Source organism: Glutamicibacter sp. HZAU, assembly GCF_004100365.1.
In the GTDB taxonomy this organism is placed as follows: Bacteria; Actinomycetota; Actinomycetes; order Actinomycetales; family Micrococcaceae; genus Glutamicibacter; species Glutamicibacter nicotianae.
The window spans coordinates 3,386-24,387 of record NZ_SCKZ01000009.1 but is presented as its reverse complement, the minus strand read 5'-3'; the positions used below and the strand labels follow the sequence as shown (position 1 = coordinate 24,387).

Here is a 21,002-nt window from a genome sequence, read left to right as displayed (position 1 = left end):
CCCGTACTCGAGCGTTAAATTTTTCCTTTTTTGAACGCGTTCAAATACTTGCTAGAATCGAAGCCACCCGCTTTCCGTTCAAAGGCCCCATGACAACGCAACCCCGCACCGAAAAAGGTCAGCAGACCCAAGCCAAGCTCTTGGCGACTGCTTTGGAGTGCTTTGCCAAGGATGGGTATAAGGCCTCGAGCATGCGTGCCATTGCCGCGAACGCAGGAGTCTCCCTGTCGCATGCCTACTACTACTTCAAGTCCAAAGAGGACATCGTTGCCCAGTTGCTGCTCAACCTGCGCAGGGAGCAGTATGAGCAATGCTCGGGAATGCTCAATGAGGGCAACACGCTCGAAGCCAATATCCGCGCCGTGCTCGATTCGGGCGTCGAAGCGTTGGCCCGTTATCACGATTTCGGGCCGGCATTCCTGCGCTTGATGCTCTCGCGCGACGTGGGCAACGACGAGATCTCGCGCATCGAGTTGGAGCTCTGGGAGAAGGTCGTTGCCGGATCCCGCCCATTGCCGCCAATGGGCATCCGACGGGATCTGCCGAAGTTCCTGCTGCTCGTCTCCCGCCAGATCTTCTCCGCGTGGGCCTTCGACCAGTCGCCGCAGCAGCGCCGCTCCAGGCTGCTGATGAAGAATATGGCACCGATTGCCGCGAAGTTTGCGGTGCTCTGCCGTTTGCCCGTGGTGCGCTCGCTCTTTGAAGATGTCCTCGCACTGATGGATCCCGGACCAGCAGAACCCGCCGATGCAGCCGAGGCGAAACCTGCCCAGCTGCGAAGGCCCAAGGCCTCCTGAAATGCTGCGCATCGCGCTAGCTGGCAAACACCCAGACACAGAGTTCCGTATCACCGCGGGTTAAGGCGTAAAGTCAAAGATGCCAATAGGTGATCCCTAGCGAACCAAAGGAGAGCGCAGCACTATGAGCGCAATGGCACGAGCACTGCCAAGCTGGACCCACGACTACGCCACGCTGCGTGATCGCATTGCTTCTTTCCCGAACCAGCATGAGATTCGCTCGGTCAACCAGGACGGTGAGGACGTGGAAATCCTCCGCTACTGGCCTGATGCTTCCTGGACAGTGCCAAAGGATGCGCAGCGCTTGATCCTCTTGGGCCCGCCCAACGACAGCACCGCTGCAGAACTCGCCAAGGCAGGCTGGCAGCAAAGCACGACCATGCACCTGCTGGCCGGCAAGCCTGACGATGTCGAGCAGGTAGTCAAGCTCGCCGACACATCCGGGATTTTCGAAGCTCCCATGGACAACTATGACGTCGTCGAGGTGACCGACTTCGACCGCCCGGTAGCCCGAGGACGCATGCGCTACGGCGAGAACTACGGCCTGCTCACCGACCCGGACCTTTTCTCCCCTGCAGATCCCGATACGGCCCGCCGTGCAGTGCTGGCAAACTTCGCTGGGGCCGCGTTCGGCCACGGACTGCCCTGGCTGCTGCTGGTAGCCACCGCAGAACATGCCCAGCAGCTTCCAGAAGGCTGGTCCAAGGCAACAATGCTCAGCTTCTGGCAGCACGACTAAACCCATTCCCTACCCGCACTACCCGCAATTGAGACTATGACTAATACAAACACCGCCTCTCCGGCAATGACCCTGACCATCGCTGGTTCCGAAGCCACTGGCGGCGCTGGCGCCCAGGCCGACCTGAAGACCTTCCAGGAACTGGGAACCTACGGCATCGTGGCCTTGACCTGCATCGTCTCCTTCGACCCGAAGGAATCCTGGAACCACCGCTTCGTTCCAGTTGACCAGCAGGTCATCGCCGATCAGCTCGAAGCCATCCAGGCGTGCTACGAGGGCAAGCTCGGCACGGTCAAGCTGGGCATGATGGGCTCGCCGGCAACCATCAACACCGTCGCCACTGCGCTGAAGTCCCAGGACTGGGACAACGTGCTGCTGGATCCGGTGCTGATCTGCAAGGGCCAGGAACCAGGCCACGCCCTGGACACCGACGAAGCACTCAAGTCCACCCTGCTGCCGCTGGCTACGTTTGTCACCCCGAACCACTTCGAGGCCGAGCAGCTCTCGGGCATCAAGATCACCACCGAAGATGACCTGGTCGAAGCCGCCAAGAAGATCCACGAGGTCTCCGGTGCAGCGGTCCTGGCCAAGGGCGGGGTCCGCATCGCCGGCGAAGACGCCGTGGACGTGTTCTACGACGGCAGCACCCTTGAGGTATTGCGCGAGAAGAAGATCGGCGAAGTCGCGGTCTCCGGCGCGGGCTGCTCGCTGGCCGCAGCCGTCACCGCCGAGCTGGCCAAGGGCGCGACCCCGCTGGAGGCTGCCCGCACCGCCAAGGCGTTTGTCACCGAAGGCATCCGCAACCGCGTGTCCGCCAAGACCCCGTTTGACGCACTGTGGCAGGGCGGCCGCCGCTAGGCCCCAGGCGCTGGACTTGTTGCTGGCCACTGCCGTTCACGGCGGTGGCCAGCAAATTGCTTTAAGCGTGATCGCAGTCATTGGCCTAAGCCAACCGCACTTGCTATCGTTATTTCGGAAGTGCTCGGAATCAATGCGTGGAGAACCACAGGAAGGGGCGGTCGGCTATGCAAGCCACTTTGACGCTCTGCCCGTTCGTCTGCGCATCGAACGGGGTTGTCAACGCATTTTCCGCTTAGGGCACCTGCCTTGGGCGTTGTTCTAGCGCCCCAATTTCTCGATGCCTCGCAGACCTCAAAACCTTTGACGATTAGAGACTCCGCACGCCGGTAAAGTGCCCGCGGACCATTTGAGGATTTCCCATGCAGCCATTGACCGAAAAAACCATCCGCTCTTCCTTCATCAACGCCAGCCGCCAAGAAGCGAAGAAATTGACCCTGCCCGAAAACTTCGACTCCCTCGATTGGGATTCGCTCGATTACCTGGGCTGGCGCGACCCGAAAATGATGCAGCGCGGCTACCTGCTCCACACCGATGGAACGGGAAGGACCCGCGGCATCCTGCTGCGCCCCACCGACGGTGGCCGCAAGCCGAATAACGCCACTATGTGCGAGATGTGCCGCGATGTGAATATCCCCTGCACAGTAGGCATGTGGACGACCAAGCGCGCAGGCCAGGCCGGGCGCGACGGCAACACCTTGGGGACCTTGATCTGCCTGAACTTCGAGTGCTCCCGCAACGTTCGGATTCCGCCTCCGAAGAATCCGATCTATCCGGATCCGATGGTCGTCGTTGCCGAGCGAATCCAGCTGCTCGACGAACGCGTGCATAGCTTCCTGAACCGCCTCTAGAAGGCAGGAGGAGCCAAGCCGATTCCGGCTCAACCCGCCCAGCAGGTAGTGAACTGATGAGTAACAAAGCGTCTAAAATTTTCTCAAGGATTAGCGCGCTCATCAGGCCTCGCTGGGCGGGTTTGTCGCAGTGGTTCGCGGATTTCATTATGAAATTCCCAAGCCAGCCCGATATCCGACCAAAGGTCACTATTCAATAACCCCTTGATATATGAGCTGGGTCACCTAAGATTCCAGCTAGGGGTATACGCACTAGCGGACGTTTACCCCGGACGATCATCAAGGCTCGCACTGCTTTAATGTCGCCCGCCCATGACGGGAGCAGTACCGCTATCCAGCCCAGCTAGGAGAATCATGGTCACTCGCCGCACGCAGAGAGTGCCGCGCCTGATTTTGGGATCAGCCACTGCACTTGCATTGGCCGTTACCCTCTCAGGACCGGCAAGCGCAGCAGGAATCCCCCAACCAGGCGACGGCGAAAACGCCGCTTCCCTGCCAATCACCAATTCATCAGCGCTCTCCAATTTGAAAGTCTCCGGACCGCTTGCCAAAGCTACTGGCGAGGTGTCGGTTTACGTTCAGCTCCAGGGCGATGGCGCTTTCGAGACGGTGAAGAAGTCCGGCAAGAAGAAGGATGCCGCCAAGGTCAAGAAGATGGACAAGGAGGTCAAGGCCAAGGGCAAGAAGCTGGCCGCCGAGTCCAATTCGAAGGTCATCTACACCACGCATAACGCACTGCAGGGTGTCGCCCTGACCGGCGATGCCGCAGACCTGCGCAAGCTGGCCGAGCGCAGCGACGTTGCCAAGATCAGCTCCATCGTTCCCAAGAAGCCTTCAAACCGCAGCTCGGTAGTTGACACCGGAGCCCTGGAATCCTGGAAGGCCCTGGACAAGACCGGCGAAGGCGTCAAGGTGGCCGTGCTGGACACCGGCGTGGACTACACCCACGCCAGCTTCGGCGGCCCGGGCACCCTGGAGGCCTACAAGGAAGCCCAGGCCTCTGAAGAGCTGCCCAGCGCAGACTCCGGCCTGATCGACCCCGACAAGTTCATTGGCGGTTGGGACCTGGTAGGCGACGACTACAACGCCAACTCCGACGACCCCACCTACCAGCCAATCCCCCATCCCGACCCGAACCCGCTTGACTGCCAGGCCGCCGGGCACGGCTCCCACGTTGCCGGCACCACCGCAGGCTACGGCGTCAACGCCGATGGCTCGACCTTCACCGGGGACTACTCCTCGCTGGACGCCGACGCACTGGCAGAGATGAAGGTCGGCCCTGGCTCGGCTCCTGACGCACAGCTCATCGGCATCCGCGTCTTCGGTTGCGGCGGCTCCTCCGCCGTCGTCGGGCAGGCGCTGGACTACGTACTCGACCCGAATGGCGACGGCGACTTCTCCGACCGCGCCGACGTGGTCAACATGTCCCTCGGGTCGGATCATTCCCCGGCCAATGACCCTGAAAACGACATTGTCGACGCCCTGAGCGCAGCCGGCATCCTCTCGGTTGTCGCTTCCGGCAACGCCGGCGATGTCACCGACGTGGGCGGCTCCCCGGGCAACTCCCGTTCCTCGCTGACCGTCGCCAACTCCGTCGGCTCGCACGTCACCCTGGACAAGATCCAGGTGGACGCTCCAGAAGATGTTGCCGGCTCGGCCTCGGGCCAGTACTCGGCAAACTTCAACTACACCAATGCTGATCCGGCTGCCCTGTCCGGAGAAGCTGTGATGGCTCCGGCCGATAACGCATTCGGTTGCGAGGCGTTCGAAGAGGGTTCGCTGGAAGGCAAGTGGGTTTGGCTGCAGTGGAGCGAAGGCGGCGAGTTCCCTTGCGGTTCCGGCGTCCGCTTCAACAACGCTGAAGCCGCCGGTGCCACCGGCGTCCTCTTGGATGCAGAAAGCAACCTGTTCGATGCGGGCATCGCCGGCAACGCGACCATCCCGGGTGCGCAGTTCACCTTGGACGAGTCGAATCGGCTGCGCCCAGCAGCTGAAGCGGGCACGCTGAAGGTGACCCTGTCCCCTGAATTCGTTGGCGGTTCCTCCAGCGAGTCCGGCGTTGGCGACACGCTGAATTCCTCCTCCTCCCGCGGCGTCCACGGTTCCAACGGCGTGGTCAAGCCGGATGTGGCTGCCCCAGGCACCCAGATCGGCTCGGTTGGCGTCGGCACCGGTACCGGCACTGCCGTGATGACCGGTACCTCTATGGCGACCCCGCTGGTCGCCGGCATCGCCGCACTGGTGCTGGAAGGCACCGACTACACCCCGTACGAAGCCAAGAGCATCATCATGAACACCGCGGCCACCGACATCAAGGACGCCGACGGCGACGCCTACGGTCCTAACCGTGTCGGTTCCGGTCGCGTCATGGCCGATGCGGCACTGCAGACTCCTGCCTTCGCCTACGATTCCGAAGCAGCGGACCTGACCAGCGTGGTCTTCGGCGTCATGGAACTGGACGGCAAGAAGCCGTTCACCGCGAAGCGGGAAATCACCATCGAGAACACCAGCGGCAAGGCACAGACCTACGATGCCAACTACGTGGCAGCTACCGAGATCCCGGGTGCAACCTTCACCCTGGATCGCAATAGCGTCACCGTGCCAGCCGGCGGCAGCGCGAAGCTGAATGTCACCCTGAAGGTTGACCCGAAGCAGTGGGCCAAGACCATCGATCCGACCATGGATACCAGCCAGTCCGGTTTGGCCCGTGCTTGGGTTGCCGATGCAACCGGCCGTGTCGAGCTGACTGCCAGCGATGCTCCAACCCTGCGCATTCCAGTCCAGGCAGCACCAAAGCTGGCTGCTGACATGGAAGGCAAGCTCAAGAAGCTGAAGAAGGGCGCGGATACCACCAGCCTGAGCCTGAAGGGCAAGGACATCACCGCCGGCGAGGGCGCTACCTCGGTCACCTCGCTGCTTGGCGCTTTCGAACTCGGCGCTTCGAGCGAACGCGGCGATGACTCGCTGGACAGCATCCCAGCTGCCCGCTCGATGGACCTGCAGCACGTTGGCGCTTCGAGCACCGCAGGCCGCACCGGCATCGCTGACGGACTGCTGAATATCGGCATCTCCACCTGGGAAAACTGGGCCCACCTGGCCGGCGGCACCGAGCTGGATGTCGAGATCGACACCAATGGCGACGGCGAAGCCGACTTCGTGTCCTTCAATGCGGCATTCGATGAAGTTGATCTGGACCTGGTGGCAACCTTCAACCTCGCCACCGGCGAACAGGTTGATCTGCAGCCGCTGAACGGCGTGCTGGGCGATGTCGATACCAACACCTTCGACACCAACGCGGCGATCTTCCCGGTCTCCCTGTCGGCACTGGGACTCGACGAGGATTCGGCAGAGATCTCCTACCGTGTTCTGGGCTACTCCTGGTACAACACCGATGAGAACGGTGCGATGATCCCGGTTGACCAGACTGACTGGATCGATTTCAACGTGGCGACGCCACAGGTTGATTTCGGTGCAGAAGGCACCCTGTTCACCGATCTGTCCGGAACCAGCATCCCGGTAACTGTCGCTGACAGCTCCAAGGCATCGAAGGCGCTGCTGCTGCACCTGCACAACGGCAGCGGCGACCGCGCCCAGGTACTGGACGTGACTGGCGGAAAGACGAAGGGCAAGAAGTAGGCCTAACGTCTCCCAAAACCAGGCCCGGGGCGCTTCCTAGCGAGTAAGGAAGAGCCCCGGGCCTATCACTTTTAAGATCCAGCCCTGCGGCCTACTGGCCGCGCAGCTTCTCTTCCAGGACCAGCACCGCCGCTTCCCTGACCTTGCCCGCGAATTTGCTGTCGGATTTCGCCTCGGCAGCCAGCGCCTTCGCCATGGTGATGGCCGGAGCCGAATTCACGCATAACGGAACCGTTCCGCCAGCGGCAATGAATTTCACGGCACGCTCGCCCACCGGCACGTGGCCGACCTGCTTGGCTTCGCAGAGATCATCGGAAATCACGATTCCCTCGTACCCCATCTGCTCACGCAGCAACTCCCTGATGATCTTCGAGGAGAACGGAGCATCATTCTTCGCATCGAGACGGGCATAGCGGGCATTGGACACCATGACCCAGGACTTGCCCTGCTCGATAGCCTGCTCAAAAGGCTGCAGATCGCTGGAGCCGGCATCGATCTTCGTATCGGTCACCCCGGTATTGGTATCGGTGTTCTCTGCAACCCTGCCTAATCCTGGGAAGTGCTTGACCACCGGTTGCACTCCTTGAGCGTGCAGCGCTTCATTGACCGTTGCGACGGCTTTGGAAACACCGGCGGCGTCATGGGCGTACTCGCGGCCGAAGTAGCCGATGGGTGCGTTGCTGGTGCCGATGCTGGATGGAACAACGTCAGCCACCGGAGCCAGATTCACGTTGATGCCAGCTTCAGCCAGCTGCTTTCCGGCAGTGCCCACTTCGCTTTCCAGCTTTGAGGTGGACCACTGGCCCTGCTTCAACGCCGTGGGCAGTTCGGCAAAACCGTCACCCTGGAGCACCCGGACAAAGCCTCCCTCCTGATCGGTGGCCACCCAGACCGGCAGCTGCCCGGGAATATTGGAGTCCAGGTCCTGGGTAATTTTTTGGACCTGGGCAGCAGTCTGCTTGACCGCCAGCTGGGAACGCCCGCGCAGGAAGACATTGGAAATCCCCTGCTTCTTCATCGCGGAAATTTCCGCGGCGGATGCGCCGGTTGCCGGAACACCCGCCATCACCAGGCTCGCTGCCTGTTCGCTGGCGCTCAACTCGTCAACCAATTCTTCGGCTTGCTGGCGCAGCGAAAGCTCCTTGCTCTGGCTAGCGGTTGAACTCTCATCAACGCCAGCAGATCGGGACGGGCTTGGTGTGGACGATTGCGCGGGAGCACTCGTGCCGCTCGGGCTGCTGGCGCTGGGTGCGGACGTGCTTGGAGCTGGTTCTCCGGCATTCGGCGCACTGCAGCTGGCGAGCATTGCTGTCATCAGGATTCCGGCTGACATGATCTGCTTGGCACGGGTCATCATGAATTCATCTTCCCACCGGAAACTGCGAAGTTCCCGGAGAACCATCAACATTTGTCGTGGGCAGGCTTCAGGCGCGCACCACCAGCAACTCGTCCCAGTCGGTGGTGTAGCGCTGGGAAATATGCTCGCGTTTCATTGACCATTCGGGGCTCCTGGCCAGACCGGCATGGCCCAGGCCGATGGACTTGGCGCCGAATCGAAGCGAAATGTCCTGGACTACCGAGGAGACATTTTCTTGCTCCTGCGCAGCTGGGTCCACATTCTGGCCAAAGAGATCCAGTTGCTGCTCGCCGGGGGTGTCGCTGAGCCCGGAGAGGATCACTCCCCCGCGGACGTAGTCCATTCCCGGTTGCATCAGATCCCGCATCGCGGCGATGGCCAGCTTGCTGAGCAGGATCGGATCCCGGGTCGGCCGTGGCAGGCGCACCTGGGCACTGGGGAATGACGCCTCTCCGCGCGCGAAGCGGCTGGTGCCTGCGGTGACGGTGAGCAGTGAAGCGTAGCGGCCTTCGCTCGCCAATCGGCTGGCGGCCTTCTGCGCATAGATGGACATGACTTCCTCCATCGCCTCATAGGTGCGCACCGGCGTGGAGAAGGAGCGTGTGAACATGACTTGGCCGCGGTCCGCGCGTTCTTCCACCGGACCGATGCAGCGTTGCCCATTGAGCTCGAATACCGTGCGCTGCAGGACAACCGAAAATTTCTTGCGGATCGCCAATGGGTCAGCCGCTTGGAGGTCAGCGATGGTTTCAATGCCCATGGCCGCAAGCTTGGCACCGGTTTTGCGGCCTACGCCCCAGACGTCGGTCACCGGGACCCGGTTCATGATGCTGCCCAAAACCTCGGGGTCCATGAGCTGCTGGACGCAAACGCCGCCAAGTCCCGGATTGTGCTTGGCGATGTGGTTGGCCAGCTTCGCCAGGGTCTTGGTGGAAGATACGCCCACGCAGACCGGCACGCCAATCGTCTTGTCGATGGCGGCACGGATCTGGGCGGCGGTGCTGCGCACCTGCTCCAGGTTGCCTTCCAGCCCGACGAACGATTCATCGATGGAATACACCTCATGCCAGGTCCCGAAGCGCCCGAGCAGTTCCATGACCCGGGCGGACATGTCCCCGTACAGCTCATAGTTGCTCGACCGCACCGCGAGGTTGTGAGAGTCCATGTAGCGCTGGACCTTGAAGAACGGCTCGCCGGTGGGAATGCCCAGGTCCTTGGCTTCCTGCGAGCGCGCCACCACGCAGCCGTCGTTGTTCGACAGCACCACTACCGGGCGATTGCGCAGCGAGTAGTCGAAGGCCCGCTCGCAGGAGACGTAGAAATTATTGACGTCCACCAGGGAGACGTGATCAGCGGACATGATGCAAGCACCTGGTGATGACGCCGAAGACGCTGACTTCATCGCCTTCGGCCAGGATGACCGGCAGGGGCGATTCATCGCTGAGCAAACCGACCTGCTGGCCGTCGATCTGCCAACGGCGCACCAGCATCTGCCCGTTCAGGTTGACGATGACTACCGAACCGTGGCGCACAGCAAGCGAACGGTCCACAATCACCTCATCGCCGTCGAAGATCCCGGCTGACTGCATCGCGTGGCCCGAAACGCGCATGATGAAGGTGGAGACCCGGTCGCGGACCAGCAACCGGTTCAGGTCCAGTCCGCCGTCGAAGTAATCGCGCGCTGGCGAAGGGAACCCCATCGCCGAAACCGCTTGCACCGGCCCTTGGGATGCTCCCGGAGGCATCAGCTCCTGCTCTTCAGCCACACCCCACCACTTTCTAGTACAAATATTCGAATACTAGAATTGTAGCGCGTTAATCAGCTTCACGCTTCCGGCGAGCGCTTACCCCTCGGACTCGGCCACCGCGCGCTGCCCATGAACGCCGGCCTGCGCCGAGCCACCCAGGAGCACCACGGACAGGACGATCACCAGCAACGTCGCGGCACCAGAGATCACGATGATCGTGCGGGCGGGGCCCACGAGCAGTCCCGGGGTGCCGATCAGGTAGCCCAGGGCAACCATGATGTTGATGAGCATCCGCAGCTGGGCCCAGGCAGCGCCATGGCGGCTTTCCGGCACATGCTCGTAGATGGCAGTGCGCACACCGGTGTTGTGCAGTCCGTTGCCCAGACCGCCGGCCAGGAACACCATCGCCAAGCCGACCGCGTTGGCCCAGAGCCCTTCGATGAGGATCGCTGCACCCACCAGCCCGCCACCGAGCAAAATCGGCAGGGAACTTCTGGCACCGAAGCACCGATTGCCTCCCAACAGGGAACCGAGCACCGCGCCGACGGACCATGCACCGAGCAACACCGCATATCCCGTGTCGCTATCGGTGATCTCGCGCAGGTAGAACACCCCCGCAACCCCTTCTGCTGCGGTAAACAGGACGATCGCCGCTACTGGCAGCAGCAGGATCCGCAGTCGCGGATGGCGTACCAGCGCGGCACCGCCACCAGTAATCCTGGCATTGGGAGCGGGCTCAGAACCTGCCTGAACCTCATGCCCTCTGGCTGCCAGCGAGCGCGACAGGACCACGGCCGCCATTGCCAATCCCAGGAATCCCGCCGTCGCACACCACAGCACCGCACCGATCCCTGCCCTCGCGAAGGCGATCGAAGCGATTGCCGGCGCAATAATCCCGGCCAGGGAGGTAGCCACGACAAGGAAGCTGCTGGCACGGGCAAGGCTGAAGCCACCGCGGATGCGCGGAATGATCTTGAAGACAACCGCACCGTTGATCACCGCGCAAACACTGGCCACCGACATCAAGGCAAGGCTCAGGAGAATATTGGCGAAAATAGCCATCACCGCAAAAATCCCGATATGCACGCAGAGGTTCAGGATCCACACCCGGAACAGGGCAGCACCGTCAACCCAACGCCCAATGGCCGGAGCAGCAAGGATCGGCGGAACCAGGCCAATCAAAAATAATGCTGTCACGCCCCATGACCCCAGCTGGTCCGCGGATTCAAGGGTCAAGGCAAAGAGCGCCATCCCCTCACCAAGCATGGATAGCAGCGCAATCACGCAGAACAGGACGCAACGCACTGACGACCGCACCTGCACCCCGCCCCTTCGCACATGCCGCATGGATCTGGAGGTTCTATCCTATGGGTAGGAGGATCCGCCTCCAAGGACATCTCTCACCCAAGGAGTCTCGTGAAAGTTTTACTTGTCAGTTGCGGAGATGTCGCCACAGAGGCCGGACTGCGCTTCCAGCAGGCGGGCCATCGCATCACCGCTTGGCGACGCAACAGCAGCAAGCTGCCCGCCGGATTCGACGGACACAGCGTAGATCTGCTCGATGCGTCCCAGTGGCCAAGCATTGATCCCGGCACCGAGATCGCCGTGCTCACCCCCGTACCGGCAACCCGCGATGCCGAGGGCTACACGCGCAGCTATCTGCAGGTCGCCCAGGAACTGGTTTCCCGGCTGGAAACCCAATGCCCCGCTCTTCGCCGGCTGATCTATATCTCCTCCACCGCGGTCATGGGCGGCGGCAACGGAGAACTCGTCGACGAATCAGCACCCCTGGCACCAGCCACCCCCACCGCGAAGGTTCTTGCGCAAACCGAGGAAGCGCTCGCCGGAAGCGGCCTGCCGGTCACCATCCTGCGGGCCTCCGGGATCTACGGTCCGGGCCGCACGCGGCTGATCGACCAGGTCCGCGCCGACACCGCCCAACTTCCGACGCAGTCCCACTGGACCAACCGCATCCACCGCGATGATCTGGCAGCGGCGATTGTCCACGTCGCGGGGCTGGGCGAGCATGCTGCCGGGCTCTATCTGGCCAGCGACAGTGCCCCCGCCCAGTTGGGCGAGGTCTACCAGTTCTTGGCCAAGGAACTTGGTCTTCCGGAGCCGGAAAAGGCGGGACAGGCCCCGGTTCGAAGGGCCGCCGACCGCAGGCTCGATAATGCCAGGCTGCTCGCCAGCGGGCTTGAACTGCAGTATCCGGGATATGCAGAGGGCTACCGCGCGATCCTTGCCGGGACGTCAGTCCGACATCCGTAAAGGGCAATAAGGACAGCAATAAAAGCAAACCGGCTTGCGGCGCATCTGAACGATGCACCGCAAGCCGGTTCCCTTATTTCGTTCCGGGTGTGGACCGAAACGCCTAGAAACCCTTGCGCAATGGGTTGAAGTGCCGGGCAATGCCGGGAACCTGCTGGCCGGCAATCTGGGCGGCCAGGATCTTGCCAGTCAGCGGGCCGAGGGCAACGCCCCACATGCCGTGGCCGCCACCGACCGAAACCCGCGAAGATGCGGTCTGGCCGATCAACGGCAGGCCGTCGGCGGTGCATGGGCGTCCGCCCACCCATTCCTCCTTGCGGTTCTCCCAGTTGATGCCCTTGTAGACCGGGGTCGCCGCGGCAACGATGGCCTCGATGCGCTTCGGCTCCAGCTTGTGGTTGGCGTCGCGGAACTCCATGGTTCCGGCGATGCGGAAGCGATCGCCCAGCGGGGTGCAGGCAACGCGCTGGGCCGGGAAGTAGATCGGATGCGTTGGCATGTCCTCTGGCTCAACGGTGAACGAGTAGCCGCGGCCCGCCTGGACCACGACGTTCACGCCGAACTTGCTGGCCATGTCGGTCATCCACGCGCCGGTTGCCAGCACCACGTGATCCGCGGTGATTGCACGGCCTTCGGAACCGATGACGGTGACCGAGCCGCCGTTGTCGCGCACATCAGTGACATTGAACGCGCCAATGATGTCGCCTCCGCGGGCAATCACGGACTCGGCCAGCGAATCCATGAACTTCGGCGGGTTGATGTAGCGCTGGTTCTTGATGGCCACACCGGCAGCGACTTTATTGGACAGGGTCGGTTCAATGCCGCGCAGCTCATCGCCGGTGAGCAATTCGTACTCGACATCGCCGCCGGTCTTCTCGATCATTTCGAATTCGTGCAGCAGCGCATCACGGTCGCTGAGCGAGGTGAAACCGGTCAAGAATGGTTCAGCAGGCTTGGTCAGCTCCTGCACGCCAGGTCCTGCTGTGGTCGACTGCGCGATTTCGTCAAAGGCATCCAGACCGGTTGCGCCGATTTCCGAGAAGACCCGCATGGCTTCTTCCCACTTCTTCGGGGTCGAGTGCCATGCGAAGCCGATGAGGAAGCGCAGCAGTTTGGCGTCGGCTTTCAACGGGATGTAGAGCGGCGATGCAGGGTCAAGCATCATCTTCAGGCCGTTCTTGAAAATCGACGGCTCGGCGATAGGCAGGGTCAGGGCCGGGGTCAGCCAGCCGGCATTGCCCCAAGAGGATCCGGATGCGACGCCGCCACGGTCCACAACGGTGACTTTAATGCCCGCTTCCTGCAGATACCACGCGGTCGACAGTCCAACAAAGCCGGCGCCCACAACAACTACATGATCTGGCACGTTTCCTCCAGCCACGATCCACTCTCCTAGCATTTCGGCGGGCTCTCCACACGAGCCCGCATGTGTTCACTGTCGCGCGATCCCCAGGGAAAATCAACGCGTGCTGACGATTCCACGGTGAGCGTCACCACAGTGGCGCCAAGTTCGCTCTTTTTGCGGAAAATTGCGGCCTATACCGAACTTCCAACAAAGTCTTGGCCGCGAATAACAACTTTCCCCATTGACCGCGTCACCAATGCCCATCTGGAACTTCTGTCGAATCACGTCCTGCGTAGACTGGAGGCAAGCGAATGACCAACCCTGCCGATCAGCCATTTCTAAGGAACCGCACCACACTTATGGCCTCACGTAAACCAGCAAAGAAGAAGCCTGCCCAGGGCCACCCAGCCCGGCGTACCGGCGCCAGCAACGTGCCTTTCGAGTCGGAAGTGCGCCAAGCCCTTCAGCCATTCAAGTCCTCGCTCTTCCGCCACTTCCATGAAGAGGGCCAATCAGCCAGCGAGACCCGTGCAGCATTGGAAGGCCTGACCACCCTGCTGACCGTTCACGCCCAGCTGCGCAAGAGCGTTGACGTCAAAACTCTTGATCCAACGATTCTGGGCGAGCAGCTCGGCCACCTGACGTCGCTGGGCAAGGAAGTTTCGGAAGCCAGCGCCGCGATCCTCAAGCATTATCTGACCTTCCTGGGCACGACGGCTAATTTCGGCGGAAGCGTGGATGATTTCAAGCAGACCTTCGAATTCCTTTCCCGCATGGCCGGGGATTCTCCGATCGTAGCCCCGTACCTCGAAGATGACGAGGCCAACGGCAGCCTCGAAGCGATGCCTTTCGTTTTCGCGGCTCGCGAATTGATCGACTGGGTCGGCGAAGGCAAGCCAACGACCCCTGCTGGAGTGCTCACCGGCGAGACGCTGCAGGATGCAGCCGGCGCACTAGGCTTATTCGTCAAGGTAGATGAGTCAGCCGGCATTCCAGAGGATTCCCAGTGGGAGCCGGAAGACGGCACGGTTGTTTCGTCGCTGGCCGAAATTCCACGCCTGTCGGCATATTGGGATGCCTTGATCGGCACGGCCATGCTGCGCTACGAGGCACCAAACGCGACCCCCACGGAGTCGCTCAGCGATGCGCTGCTGGCATCCAGCGGGCAAGGCGCACGCCTGGTCAAGGAGTTGATTGCCGAGGTTCTCTATTCGCATATCCTGATCAACACCTTGGAGGAGCCGGGCAAGGTGCAGATCGCCGAGATGGTAGCCGGCGTGCTGAGCAATGCCGCGTCATCAACCCCGCCGCGTGCCGAGTTTGCGTTGCAGGTTCCAACCAAAGAAGACCTGCCCGCCGAGCAGCATCACCTGATTGCCAGTCTCGAAGAGGTAGTCCCCCAGGTCGAGTCGCTGCTGCGGGTTTTCGAACGCGAAGGCCTTGTGGAGATCAACGACGAGATCACGGTTCCCGTTGTCTTGCGTTCTTCGCTGGAACGCGCTCTGGCCAAGGTTTCGGATCACGTCTTGAAGGGCGCCGAAGAAGCAGCAGATCCTCAGGCTTAGGGCTCCAAAAACGACGAAGGCGCGGGAACGATCAAGTTCCCGCACCTTCGTCGTTGAATCATCGATCAGATGCTGCGCGTCGCCAACTCGGCATCGTGCCGTGGCAGGCGATCAAACCATGGGTTCTCGCCCGGCTTGCCAACATTGACGACCAGGAAGGACTTGTGGTTGTTGTCTGCGTTAATCGCGGCATCTACCGCGTTGCTGTCAAAGCCACCCATCGGGCCAGCTGCCAGACCAACTGCGCGGACAGCCATGATGAAGTAGCCAGCCTGCAGCCACGCATTATTGCTACCCACTGCGGTGCGGACTCCAACGTCCTGGAACATCTCCTTGCGTTCCGGAGCATGGGGGAAGAAATTCGCGAATTCCTCGTGCCACTCGGTATCGAACGATAGAACAGCCAAGGCAGGTGCCGAAAGCGCCTTCGCGGCATTGCTTCCGGGCATGGTGCTCGCTACTGCCTGACGCGCTTCTGGGCTCTTGATCCAGGTGATGCGCAACGGTTGGTTGTTCATCATCGTCGGCCCCATTTTCATGGCCTCATAGATTGCGTCCAGCACGTCGTCGGTCACCGGTTCATCGCTGAACGAATTGGCGCTGCGGGCTTCGAAGAACAGCTGATCTGCGGCTGCCTGGCCGATTGCCATTGATTCATAAAGGTTGGTTTCTGCCTGGACGCTCATGCGGACTCGCTTTCAAGACGGGAAGTTCTCTCCCTAGGCACAACGCCACGTCGTTCAAGCCAATTCCAAGCCAAGATGTGAGTCAGCGCACAGAACTGTGGGCTGGAGTTAAGTTATAAAAGGTACGTTGCATCACTGACAGACAGCGGCGTGCGATGGGGGCACAGCGCCGATGAAAGATCAGTCCGTTTACGCAATGCAACGTACCTTTTAATCACCCTTGGATCCTCAGTGATGCCACTCGCAAAACACCACCGAGTACCTTCTCGGTGATCGGTCTTCACCGATACATGTCTAACTTATCGCGTCCTGCAAAATTCCGAAATCATACTTTAGTAGGAGGGCAGGAGTCAGAATGGGATACTTGCGCGCAGCGCCCAAACGCCGTTTTCGGAACTGGTTGCAAACTTTCCACCGAATGTCCGCATCCTGTCACCCATGCCAATCAGCCCAGTCCCGCCCTCCGGCAGCCCAGTCGACTTTTTGCCTGAATTCTCAATCTGATTAGTAATTTCCAGAACAGCTTCAGCTCCGGCGACCGTGAGGTTGAAAGTGCACTTCCCGCCTATAGCGCCGTGCTTAATCACATTCGTTGTACCTTCTTGCATGACGCGGTAAATCGCAGTCTGGGCAGAACGGGGCAATTCGGAAATTTTCTCATCCGTGGTGGAGCTCACCTTGAAATTTGCATCCTTTAGCCTCTGGACAAAAAGTTCGGCGCCCTGAAGCGCATACACAGTTGTAGCGGCCGGCTTGTCATTGCTGCGGGACAAAGGATCAGCCATGGTTCCGTCGGCCCTCAGGACATTGAGCATCAGGCGCAAGTCATGCAAGGTTTCCGTACTCAGCTTGGCGATGATATCGAGCGCTTCAAGAGCCTTCTGCCCATCGTTGGCGAATTTCGCGGCCTTCGACTGCATGGCCACAACCGTTATGTCATGGGCGACAATATCGTGCAGGTCCCGGGCGATGTTCTTTCTCTCCCGGTCGACAGCAAGACGAGTCTGCTCTTCGACAGTTTGCATTTGCCGAAGCGCAACAGCGTTCTTCTCGCGCAGCATGTATATGCTTCGGGTCAGGAAAAACGCCATCGCCGTCAACGGGGCGAGCCCAACGAGCAAGACCGCATCATCCCCTGCTTGGATACCGAACTGCACCATCCAGGCCGCGGACAAAGTCAGATACAAAGCCCTAACACTCATTGATTTGGCCGTCGCAGCCAGGGCCGAGAAAATCATGAAGGAAACGAAGGTCCAGAAAAACATGCCGCTGTCGGTGAGGAAGAAATAGGCAACGGCCACAAACAACCCGACAGAGACCGCAACCCATCGAAGACCAAGTGCAAGAATTACGCAAAGCCCCAGACCGAGCAAGGCGCCTCGAACCGATACATCTGACGAACCGCTAAATCCGTCTTCCAGCAGAGTCACGAACTCGCTACTGGAAACTGCGATCAGAACCGCAATTCCCATCCAAACAATGACACCCCGACCAGCGAAGAGCTTGGTCAGGGTGTCTTTGAGTCGTCCATTCATATGCCGAATAATTCCCGGCTCAGATGATCAAGTCAAATGCAACGCGTTATGGGCAACCGATGCCGTAGCGGTTGCAGAACCACTCGGAAAAGGCGGAACCAAAACCAGCAGGAGTCGCAACGCTGCCGCTGCTGACGTTTGGCGAGGTCGCGGCAGATGCTGGAGCTGCCACGGCAGTCAATGGTGCCAGTACTAATGCTGCTACGGCCAGCATTTTCAAACCCTTCATAACAAACTCCACATCAGGTCAACTTATATACTTTCAGGTGAACAGGCCATCTTGAGGCCCTCGGCATCGAATCAAAGGAATCAGATGGAACAAATAAAGGTCCTAATCGTCGATGATGAACCTCTAATTCGGCATGCGTTGGGCACAATCCTAGCAACAGATAGCGGAATTGTAACGGTTAATTCTGTTGAGAATGGGCGGGCCGCCGTCGAGTATTGCAAGGACCATCAAGTAGACGTTGTGCTCATGGATTTGCAGATGCCAATTATGGATGGAGTTAGTGCTACTAAAGCTATCAAATCCGTCGAAGACAGCCCATCAGTGCTTGCTATTACCGCCTTTTCCTCCGATGAATATCTGGTTCCTGTTCTGAGCGCTGGGGCCAGTGGATACTTGGTCAAGGATTCTGAGCCGGATGAAATTATCCGCGCGGTTCATGCCGTTCATCAAGGAACGGCAGCCATTTCCCCGTCGGTTTCTTCCGATCTCGTTTCTGCCGTTCGCGAGGCTTACCGCGACAATTCCCAAGACATTCAAGATCTTGCCTATGATCTGGGAATCACCAATCGGGAATTCGAAATTCTAAAGCTGCTGGCCCGGGGGCTAAACAACACCGAGATTTCAAGAACTCTGGCTATTTCCGAGACAACGGTTAAAACCCACATGGCCAAGATTTTCGTTAAGCTGGATGTTCGCGACAGGGTCCAGGCGTTGGTTGCCGCCGCCCGCATGGGACTCATCGAAATCCCGAAGGACTAGCCGCTGACTGCCTGCCATTTGTGTGAATTCAACCTCTTTGACACCTCTCCCGCTTGGTTCGGGAATATTTGCGCGCCATATACGTTGAACATGAGCATAGACCGCTCAAGTTTCTATTAGGAGGCTCACTTGCCAGCATTCTTCGGCGCACCATCAGATGGCTCGTTTGAGGAATTCCTCTCTCGGTTCCTGTCGTCGCGAGCTCAAGCTGCGCGGCCCATCGACATCACGCGTCTGCTTTCTGCCCGTACCCACGAAGCGGTAGCCACCGCGGCGGCGATTTCCCAAGAGCACGGTCATGACGAGATCGATTCGCTGCATCTGCTGATGGCTCTGCTGCGCACCGAACCAGTTGGCGAGCACCTTACCGCCATGGGAATCGACATCGAGGCTTTGAGTGCCGACGCCATCGCACGCATGCCCAAGGCACAGGAGCGGGACGAGAAGCCGTCCCGCCTCTCGTCGGCAGCCCAGCGCAGCCTCTTTGACGCCTATCAGGTTGCCCGCAACTACGGCTCGACCTACATCGACCCGGATCACCTTTTCCTGGCCTTCGTCTTCAATCCGGAATCACCTGTCAGCCAGCTCTTGGCCCAGCATGGCGTCACCGGACAGTCGCTGCAGCAAGCTGCCATGGAGCAGGCCCAGCGGGGCAGCAATGATGCCCAGAACCAGAACGATGCCGAGTCCGACGTGTCCATGCTCGAACGCTACGGAACCGATCTGACCTTGCTGGCAGCAGACGGCCAGATCGATCCGGTGATCGGCCGCAAAGAGGAACTGGACCAGGTGGTTGAGATCCTGGCCCGCCGCACCAAGAACAACCCAGTGCTGATCGGCGAGGCCGGCGTGGGCAAGACCGCCATTGCCGAAGGCCTGGCCCGAGCCATCATCGACGACGAGGTTCCAGCGCAGCTGCGCAATGCGGCCTTGATCTCGGTGGACCTTCCGGGCATGCTCGCCGGCACCCGCTACCGCGGCGATTTCGAACAGCGGCTGACCGGCCTGCTTGACGAGGTAGCCGCTGCCGAAGGCCAGGTGCTGCTCTTCATCGATGAGATGCACCTGCTGGTCGGTGCTGGTTCCGGCGAGTCCGGAAACATGGATGCCGCGAATATCCTCAAGCCGCGCTTGGCGCGTGGCGAGCTGCACATGATCGGCGCCACCACGCTGGATGAGTTCCGCAAGGTGGAGAGGGACAGCGCGCTGGCACGGCGCTTCGGCAAGGTCACTGTCGCCGAGCCCTCGGAGGAAACCGCGTTGGCCATCTTGGAAGGGCTGCGCGAATCCTACGAGGAGCACCACCAGGTGCAGTACACCCCCGAAGCGCTCAAGGCCGCAGTGACGCTCTCTGCCCGCTACCTGAGCGACCGGCAGCTTCCGGACAAGGCCATCGACCTGATCGACATCGCCGGCGCCCGCCGCTCCATCGCCGCGGGAGATGCCGAGGACGTTCAGTCCTTGCGCGCCGAATTGGTGGATGCCGAACGCGAGAAGTCGCGCGCCATCGGCGAGGAGCGTTTCGAGGAAGCTGGCGCATGGCGCGACCACATCGCGGAAATGACCGCGCGGATCAAGGCCGCCGAGGAATCCGGCGATGCCGAAGTGACCCGCGTGGTGGACGAAATGCAGATTTCGCAAGTGATCTCCCGCTCCACCGGCATTCCGACCTCGCGCATCTCGGGCGACGACAAGGCGCGGCTGGCATCGCTGGAAGATTCGCTGCATGCTTCGGTCATCGGCCAGCACGATGCCGTCGCCGCGGTGGCTCGCGCCGTTCGCCGAAACCGCACCGGAATGTCCCCGGCTGGCCGCCCGATCGGCTCGTTCCTGTTCCTGGGTCCAACCGGTGTCGGCAAGACCGAGCTGGCCAAGGCCCTGGCCGCAAACCTGTTCGGCTCGGCTGATTCGCTGGTGCGCATCGACATGAGCGAATACGGGGAGAAGCACACCGTGGCACGCCTGATCGGTGCGCCTCCGGGCTACGTTGGCCACGACGAGCCCGGCCAGCTCACCGAGAAGATCCGCCGCAACCCGTACTCGGTCGTCCTGCTCGATGAAATCGAGAAGGCCCACCCGGACGTGTTCAATGTGCTGCTGCAGGTGCTCGATGACGGCCGGTTGACCGATTCGGCCGGCCGCACCGTCGATTTCTCCAACACGCTGATCCTCATGACCAGCAACCTCGGCGGCGAGTACCTGGCCAACAAGGCCGGGAACTTCGGCTTCACTTCCGCGAATGCGGCCAGCGAAGCCGGCGAGATCCGCGCCAAGGTCATGGGCAAGGTGCGCGAGTTCATGCGTCCGGAGTTCCTGAACCGCCTGGACGAGGTGCTGCTGTTCTCCAAGCTCTCGCCATCGGAAATCGGCCAGATCGTCAAGCTGGTCATCGCCGAGACCGAGGCGCGGCTGGCAGACCAAGAGCTGAAGCTGGAGGTGAGCGACGCTGCCGTGCAGTGGCTGGCTGGCGAAGGCTACGATCCCGAGTTCGGCGCCCGCCCGCTGCGCCGGCTGGTGCAGCGCAAGGTGCAAGATGCCATTGCGGACCTGCTGATCAGCGATGCGCTTGCCGCTGGCGATACTGTGTCGGTGGACTATGTCGCGGACAAGCTGAAGGTGCAGAAGA

At 60.8% G+C, this 21,002-nt stretch carries 16 protein-coding genes; 9 read left to right on the top strand and 7 right to left on the bottom strand.

The annotated features are described in order from the left end of the window. Positions 1 to 89 precede the first annotated feature (89 nt). The 5 genes from EKH49_RS13950 (at position 90) to EKH49_RS13930 (ending at position 6,881) form a co-directional block, all read left to right on the top strand. The gene (locus EKH49_RS13950) at positions 90 to 797 is read left to right on the top strand and encodes a TetR/AcrR family transcriptional regulator (protein WP_128471315.1); all 708 of its coding nucleotides are present in this window, start codon (positions 90 to 92) and stop codon (positions 795 to 797) included. A 124-nt stretch (positions 798 to 921) separates the two neighbouring features. Then, complete coding sequence (locus tag EKH49_RS13945; protein ID WP_128471314.1) at positions 922 to 1,536, top strand: hypothetical protein; 615 nt, start codon at positions 922 to 924, stop codon at positions 1,534 to 1,536. Positions 1,537 to 1,572: 36 nt separating this feature from the next. Then, positions 1,573 to 2,394: a hydroxymethylpyrimidine/phosphomethylpyrimidine kinase gene (locus EKH49_RS13940; RefSeq protein ID WP_128471313.1), complete on the top strand. Its 822-nt coding sequence runs from the start codon at positions 1,573 to 1,575 to the stop codon at positions 2,392 to 2,394. A 362-nt stretch (positions 2,395 to 2,756) separates the two neighbouring features. Then, positions 2,757 to 3,245: an FBP domain-containing protein gene (locus tag EKH49_RS13935; RefSeq protein ID WP_128471312.1), complete on the top strand. Its 489-nt coding sequence runs from the start codon at positions 2,757 to 2,759 to the stop codon at positions 3,243 to 3,245. Positions 3,246 to 3,809: 564 nt separating this feature from the next. Next, on the top strand, positions 3,810 to 6,881 hold the full coding sequence (locus EKH49_RS13930; protein WP_236641170.1) for a S8 family serine peptidase: 3,072 nt from the start codon (positions 3,810 to 3,812) through the stop codon (positions 6,879 to 6,881). 91 nt (positions 6,882 to 6,972) lie between these two features. On the opposite strand, the gene EKH49_RS13925 is transcribed toward EKH49_RS13930, so the two are convergent. The 4 genes from EKH49_RS13925 to EKH49_RS13910 all read right to left on the bottom strand — a co-directional run bounded on the left by EKH49_RS13925 (position 6,973) and on the right by EKH49_RS13910 (position 11,291). Further along, the gene (locus tag EKH49_RS13925) at positions 6,973 to 8,238 is read right to left on the bottom strand and encodes a glycoside hydrolase family 3 protein (protein WP_161567531.1); all 1,266 of its coding nucleotides are present in this window, start codon (positions 8,236 to 8,238) and stop codon (positions 6,973 to 6,975) included. Between the two features lie 67 nt (positions 8,239 to 8,305). Further along, positions 8,306 to 9,598, bottom strand: coding sequence for a Y-family DNA polymerase (locus EKH49_RS13920; protein ID WP_038992508.1), 1,293 nt, complete (start codon positions 9,596 to 9,598; stop codon positions 8,306 to 8,308). Continuing rightward, positions 9,588 to 10,004 carry a LexA family protein gene (locus tag EKH49_RS13915; RefSeq protein ID WP_128471309.1) on the bottom strand — a complete coding sequence of 139 codons (417 nt, stop codon included), beginning with the start codon at positions 10,002 to 10,004 and terminating at the stop codon, positions 9,588 to 9,590. The genes EKH49_RS13920 and EKH49_RS13915 overlap by 11 nt, the downstream gene beginning before the upstream one ends. Positions 10,005 to 10,082: 78 nt before the next feature. Continuing rightward, positions 10,083 to 11,291, bottom strand: a complete 1,209-nt coding sequence (locus EKH49_RS13910) for an MFS transporter (protein ID WP_161567530.1) — start codon at positions 11,289 to 11,291, stop codon at positions 10,083 to 10,085. A gap of 111 nt (positions 11,292 to 11,402) precedes the next feature. Between EKH49_RS13910 and EKH49_RS13905 the strand changes: the two genes are divergently transcribed. Next, complete coding sequence (locus EKH49_RS13905) at positions 11,403 to 12,257, top strand: NAD-dependent epimerase/dehydratase family protein (protein WP_161567529.1); 855 nt, start codon at positions 11,403 to 11,405, stop codon at positions 12,255 to 12,257. A 103-nt stretch (positions 12,258 to 12,360) separates the two neighbouring features. On the opposite strand, the gene EKH49_RS13900 is transcribed toward EKH49_RS13905, so the two are convergent. Continuing rightward, the gene (locus EKH49_RS13900) at positions 12,361 to 13,656 is read right to left on the bottom strand and encodes an NAD(P)/FAD-dependent oxidoreductase (protein WP_128471306.1); all 1,296 of its coding nucleotides are present in this window, start codon (positions 13,654 to 13,656) and stop codon (positions 12,361 to 12,363) included. A 305-nt stretch (positions 13,657 to 13,961) separates the two neighbouring features. On the opposite strand from EKH49_RS13900, the gene EKH49_RS13895 reads away from it, so the two are divergent. Then, positions 13,962 to 15,167: a hypothetical protein gene (locus tag EKH49_RS13895; RefSeq protein ID WP_128471305.1), complete on the top strand. Its 1,206-nt coding sequence runs from the start codon at positions 13,962 to 13,964 to the stop codon at positions 15,165 to 15,167. Between the two features lie 65 nt (positions 15,168 to 15,232). Here EKH49_RS13895 and EKH49_RS13890 read toward each other — a convergent pair whose 3' ends face one another. Both EKH49_RS13890 and EKH49_RS13885 read right to left on the bottom strand, forming a co-directional pair. Further along, on the bottom strand, positions 15,233 to 15,853 hold the full coding sequence (locus EKH49_RS13890) for a malonic semialdehyde reductase (protein ID WP_128471304.1): 621 nt from the start codon (positions 15,851 to 15,853) through the stop codon (positions 15,233 to 15,235). Positions 15,854 to 16,203: 350 nt separating this feature from the next. Beyond that, positions 16,204 to 17,388 carry a sensor histidine kinase gene (locus EKH49_RS13885; RefSeq protein ID WP_128471303.1) on the bottom strand — a complete coding sequence of 395 codons (1,185 nt, stop codon included), beginning with the start codon at positions 17,386 to 17,388 and terminating at the stop codon, positions 16,204 to 16,206. Positions 17,389 to 17,701: 313 nt separating this feature from the next. Between EKH49_RS13885 and EKH49_RS13880 the strand changes: the two genes are divergently transcribed. Beyond that, positions 17,702 to 18,376 (top strand): response regulator, encoded by a 675-nt coding sequence (locus tag EKH49_RS13880; RefSeq protein WP_128471302.1) that lies wholly within the window; start codon positions 17,702 to 17,704, stop codon positions 18,374 to 18,376. A 129-nt stretch (positions 18,377 to 18,505) separates the two neighbouring features. Further along, a partial coding sequence (locus EKH49_RS13875) for an ATP-dependent Clp protease ATP-binding subunit (protein WP_145964451.1) occupies positions 18,506 to 21,002 on the top strand: 2,497 nt, incomplete at its 3' end.

Bases quoted from the DNA above. Each gene is read 5' to 3' on its own strand.
- EKH49_RS13925 (WP_161567531.1), bottom strand. From the start codon at position 8,238: ATGATGACCCGTGCCAAGCAGATCATGTCAGCCGGAATCCTGATGACA.
- EKH49_RS13920 (WP_038992508.1), bottom strand. From the start codon at position 9,598: ATGTCCGCTGATCACGTCTCCCTGGTGGACGTCAATAATTTCTACGTC.
- EKH49_RS13895 (WP_128471305.1), top strand. From the start codon at position 13,962: ATGGCCTCACGTAAACCAGCAAAGAAGAAGCCTGCCCAGGGCCACCCA.
- EKH49_RS13950 (WP_128471315.1), top strand. From the start codon at position 90: ATGACAACGCAACCCCGCACCGAAAAAGGTCAGCAGACCCAAGCCAAG.
- EKH49_RS13880 (WP_128471302.1), top strand. From the start codon at position 17,702: ATGGAACAAATAAAGGTCCTAATCGTCGATGATGAACCTCTAATTCGG.
- EKH49_RS13885 (WP_128471303.1), bottom strand. From the start codon at position 17,388: ATGAATGGACGACTCAAAGACACCCTGACCAAGCTCTTCGCTGGTCGG.
- EKH49_RS13940 (WP_128471313.1), top strand. From the start codon at position 1,573: ATGACTAATACAAACACCGCCTCTCCGGCAATGACCCTGACCATCGCT.
- EKH49_RS13890 (WP_128471304.1), bottom strand. From the start codon at position 15,853: ATGAGCGTCCAGGCAGAAACCAACCTTTATGAATCAATGGCAATCGGC.
- EKH49_RS13900 (WP_128471306.1), bottom strand. From the start codon at position 13,656: ATGCTAGGAGAGTGGATCGTGGCTGGAGGAAACGTGCCAGATCATGTA.
- EKH49_RS13935 (WP_128471312.1), top strand. From the start codon at position 2,757: ATGCAGCCATTGACCGAAAAAACCATCCGCTCTTCCTTCATCAACGCC.
- EKH49_RS13945 (WP_128471314.1), top strand. From the start codon at position 922: ATGAGCGCAATGGCACGAGCACTGCCAAGCTGGACCCACGACTACGCC.